The sequence below is a fragment of the Bradyrhizobium sp. genome (assembly GCF_035273305.1).
GTDB lineage: Bacteria > Pseudomonadota > Alphaproteobacteria > Rhizobiales > Xanthobacteraceae > Bradyrhizobium.
The window spans coordinates 1-4,338 of sequence record NZ_DATEPI010000005.1; the positions used below are offsets into that span (position 1 = coordinate 1).

Consider the following 4,338-nt stretch of genomic DNA (forward strand, 5'->3'; position numbering starts at 1 on the left):
TTGCTATTCACCGCGAGCCCCGTCCAACGGATATCCTGGCCTGGCTGCATTTCATCCGCCTGATCTGGCGATTGAAGCCGGATATCCTCCACGGTCATGGCGCAAAGGCAGGCGCGTTTATCCGCTTCAAGCCGAGTTCAAAACGTACCGTTCGCGTCTATACGCCTCATGGCGGCTCGCTGCACTACCCCGTGAACACGCTGAAGGGCGCGATGTATAGCCGTCTTGAACGGGTGCTGATGAATTCAACCGATTTGTTCCTGTTCGAAAGTGCCTTCGCGCGCGATACCTATCAGCGCACCATCGGTGTGCCGAACGGATTGGTGCGCTGCGTATTCAACGGCGTCAGCGCCGAGGAATTCGACCCCGTGGTCACGGTCGCAGAACCAACCGATCTCGTCTATGTCGGTGAGTTCAGGCACATCAAGGGAGCGGACCTCCTGATCGATGCGGTCGCGCGTTTACGCGCGGACGGCAGGCCGGTCACCTTGACGCTCGCCGGAGACGGCGAAGAATTTGGTAGTCTCAAGGCTCAGGTCCAGAGTTTCGGTCTTGCGGGGCCGGTTCGCTTTATCGGCCACGTCAAGGCGCGATACGCGTTCTCCCAGGCAACGCTACTCGTTGTGCCGTCCCGAGGGGATTCAATGCCCTATGTCGTAATAGAAGCCGGCGCGGCGGGAGTGCCGATGGTCGCCGCCAATGTCGGTGGGATCCCGGAAATATTCGGGTGCCATACCGAAGCCCTGTTTGCGCCCAACAGTGTTGGCGCGATGGCCGATGCAATCGAGAGCGCATTGGATGCCCCGGGGGCCTCGCAAAGCCGCGCCAAATCGCTCCGGGAGCGGATATTTACGCGTTTCTCCCAAAAAGCGATGGTCGAAGGCGTGTTGGACGGCTACCGCGCCGCCCTTCCGCGTCATTAGCCATTCTATCTCGCGATAAGAATTTGTTCCGAATTGTCGTTTAAGTCCTGAAGTCGGCAATTCCGCCTTGGCGCGCGCATGCCTATGCCCGTGCAAGAACGGCTTCAGGCACCGTGGAACCGATCAACGCACGTTCAATGATGGATGTCGCGGCTCCGGCCAGCAGCGCGGATCGCTCAACGGTGGAGCGGCGGCGACGATTGTCGGAAGCCGCGCTTGCCGTGGCCAAAGAAAAAGTACCGCCGGCGTATTCGCCGGTCGTGATCGCCGGCGCCGTTCGCATTGCCGACTTCACGCTGCTCAATATTGCCGGCATTTCGCTCTATCTCGGTTACGTGACCCGCTTCGATGGATTTCACTGGGAATATATCGCGGCCATATCGTGCATGAGCGTTATCGCCGTGATCTGCTTTCAAGCCGCTGATCTCTATCAAGTCCAGGTGTTTCGGGGTCAACTGCGGCCGATGTCCCGGATGATTTCGTCCTGGGCGTTCGTGTTCCTGCTGTTCACCGGCGCATCGTTTTTGGCCAAGCTCGGCAACGACGTCTCGCGGTTCTGGCTCTCGGCTTTCTTCTTCGTCGGACTGGCGGGCCTGTTGGCCGAGCGACTGCTCCTGCGCTCCATGGTTCGGCGCTGGGCGCAGCAAGGCCGGCTTGACCGCCGCACTGTGATCGTCGGCTCGGACCAGAACGGTGAACAACTGGTCGAGGCGCTTAAAAGTCAGGACGATTCCGACATCAAAATTCTCGGTGTGTTCGATGACCGCAATGACGCGCGCGCGCTGGAAACCTGCGCCGGCAGCCCGAAACTTGGAAAGGTGGACGATATCCTTGAGTTCGCTCGCCGGACCCGCGTTGACCTCGTGCTCTTCGCGCTCCCGATTTCGGCGGAGACGCGGATCCTGGAAATGCTCAAGAAACTCTGGGTACTTCCGGTAGATATCCGACTCTCCGCGCATACTAACAAACTGCGCTTCCGTCCCCGTTCGTATTCCTATGTCGGCAAGATCCCAACCCTCAACGTATTTGAGGCCCCGATCACCGATTGGGATCTTGTGATGAAATGGCTCTTCGACCACTTCGTCGGCGCGCTCATTCTGCTCCTGGCCTCGCCCATCATGTTGCTGGTCGCGTTAGCCATCAAGCTCGACAGCCCCGGACCGGTGTTCTTCCGCCAGAAGCGCTTTGGCTTCAACAATGAGCGTATCGACGTTTTCAAATTTCGCTCGCTCTACCATGATCAAGCTGATCCTCTTGCCTCTAAGGTCGTTACCAAGAACGACAGTCGCGTTACTCGCGTCGGCCGCTTCATCCGCAAAACCAGCATCGACGAGCTGCCGCAACTGTTCAACGTGGTGCTCAAAGGCAATCTGTCGCTGGTGGGCCCGCGTCCGCATGCTGTTCAAAGCAAGTTGCAGACCCGACTCTTCGATGAGGCCGTGGATGGCTATTTCGCGCGCCATCGCGTGAAGCCCGGCATCACTGGCTGGGCTCAGATCAACGGCTGGCGCGGCGAAGTTGACAATGAGGAGAAGATCCAGAAGCGCGTCGAATTCGATCTCTACTACATCGAGAACTGGTCAGCGCTGTTCGATCTCTACATCCTCCTAAAGACGCCCGTTGCGCTTCTGACCAAGAACGAGGGCGCCTATTGAACGCCTTTGTCGGCGTTTGTGTACAAGTTTCGTTGCGTAGTTCAAGAGCGTGTCATGGCGTATGCGGCGACAGTCGGGGCATTCCCCTCATCAGTGGCGGCGCCGGCCCGCCTGCTCGCCCTGCAGAGAGCTCTGGTCTGGCTGGTCGGCGCGAGCGGCGCGATCGTTTTTATCGAGCCGAGCCCCTATGAATTTGTGACGCTGGTCGCCGCCATTATTTTCTTTGCCACGGGATTGCGGCTGCGCCTGGTTTTCATTCCGCTGTTGCTGCTGCTGTTTCTCATCAATCTTGGCTACTCGATTGGTGCCATTCCCGTGTTGGACAAACCGCAGGTCGCGAACTGGGTCATTACGTCCTGGTACATGGCGATGACGGTTGTTTTCGTCGCAATGGTTTGCTCTGAGGACACCTCGGCGCGGCTTGGCATGCTCCGCCAGGGCCTCATCGCCGGCGCGCTGGTTGCGGCAGCAGCGGGGATCGCCGGCTATTTCAATGTGGTGCCGGGTCAGCACGATCTGCTGACGCTGTATGGGCGCGCCCGCGGCACCTTCAAAGATCCAAACGTTCTGGCTGCATTCCTGGTTCTTCCTGCGTTGTTTGTGCTGCAGAGCGTGGTTTCAAATCGCCTGCGGCTTCGCAGCATGATTGCGCTGAGCATTATCATGCTGGCCATCCTGCTGGCGTTTTCGCGCGCGGCCTGGGGCGGTGTCGCGATCACCTCGGCATTCATGCTCGGACTGATGGTGCTAACAAGCCAGTCGCGCGCGCAGCGCTCGCGCATTATCGTGATGTCCGTCATTGCCATAGCGGCTGTAGTGATGCTGGTTTCCGTGTTGCTGTCGGTCGACTCGGTCAGCGAATTATTCAAACAACGTGCGAGCCTGGATCAAAGCTATGACGAGGGCCGATTTGGCCGATTTGGACGGCATATCCTCGGCGCCGATATGGCTCTCGACCTTCCCTTTGGAATCGGACCACTGCAATTCCATCGGTATTTCCCAGAGGATACGCACAATTCCTATCTGAACGCCTTCATGTCGGGCGGCTGGCTTGCCGGAGTTTGTTATGCGGCGCTCATGTTCATCACGGTCATCATCGGATTTCGTCACGTCTTTGTCCGTGTACCGTGGCAGCAGACTTATCTAGCAATTTTCGCCGCGTTCCTCGGCACGGTCGGCGAAGGCTTCATCATTGACACCGATCATTGGCGGCATTTTTGGATGATGATCGGTGCAATGTGGGGCATGTTCGCCGCCGCACAGAGCTACCGAGCGACCGCCGATCAGACGCGGATGTCACCGCATGATGGCACTGCCTGAGCGCAACTCAATTCTCGACGCTGAATGTTATCCCGGCACGATCCATCAGTCGCTTGATAAGGCGGTTACCCATCGCGGCGCCCGGTGTCCAAATGCCGGCTTTGACTTCTGGCGCTTCGCGCAGACAGATCGCGCACTCCGAAATCATTTTTGACGTCGAGCCATAACCGGGATCACGGTCGCCTTTGACGGCGACCCGGATTTGGCGGCCGTCGGGTGCAAGACCGACGAATAGAAGATCGTAGAGGCCCGATTCTCGTTCTTCTCTTGATGGGCCTTCGCCCGGTTTCGGTCCGCCGCCGCCCATTCTCTCGCCATTGACTGCCGCGACGAGACGCTTGGCATTGGCTTCGCCCTCCTCTCCGGGACCGGTCAGGACCATCTCGTCATAGACGAAGTCCTTTCCGTACGGAAAACTCATCAGCATGTTAGAGCGATGC

At 58.5% G+C, this 4,338-nt stretch carries 3 protein-coding genes and 1 pseudogene; 3 read left to right on the plus strand and 1 reads right to left on the minus strand.

Annotated elements, in window-relative coordinates:
• The 3 genes from VJV58_RS00445 to VJV58_RS00455 all read left to right on the plus strand — a co-directional run.
• Positions 1–923 (plus strand): glycosyltransferase family 4 protein (locus VJV58_RS00445; RefSeq protein ID WP_324135337.1); only part of this gene is annotated, 923 nt, incomplete at its 5' end.
• 113 nt (positions 924–1,036) lie between these two features.
• On the plus strand, positions 1,037–2,578 hold the full coding sequence (locus VJV58_RS00450; RefSeq protein WP_324135338.1) for an undecaprenyl-phosphate glucose phosphotransferase: 1,542 nt from the start codon (positions 1,037–1,039) through the stop codon (positions 2,576–2,578).
• Between the two features lie 54 nt (positions 2,579–2,632).
• On the plus strand, positions 2,633–3,898 hold the full coding sequence (locus VJV58_RS00455) for an O-antigen ligase family protein (RefSeq protein ID WP_324135339.1): 1,266 nt from the start codon (positions 2,633–2,635) through the stop codon (positions 3,896–3,898).
• Between the two features lie 7 nt (positions 3,899–3,905).
• On the opposite strand, the pseudogene VJV58_RS00460 reads toward VJV58_RS00455, so the two are convergent.
• Positions 3,906–4,338 (minus strand): annotated as a pseudogene (locus tag VJV58_RS00460) (saccharopine dehydrogenase); the annotation flags it as partial.

Coding starts and splice junctions, on each gene's coding strand:
- VJV58_RS00455 (WP_324135339.1), top strand. CDS start 2,633: ATGGCGTATGCGGCGACAGTCGGGGCATTCCCCTCATCAGTGGCGGCG.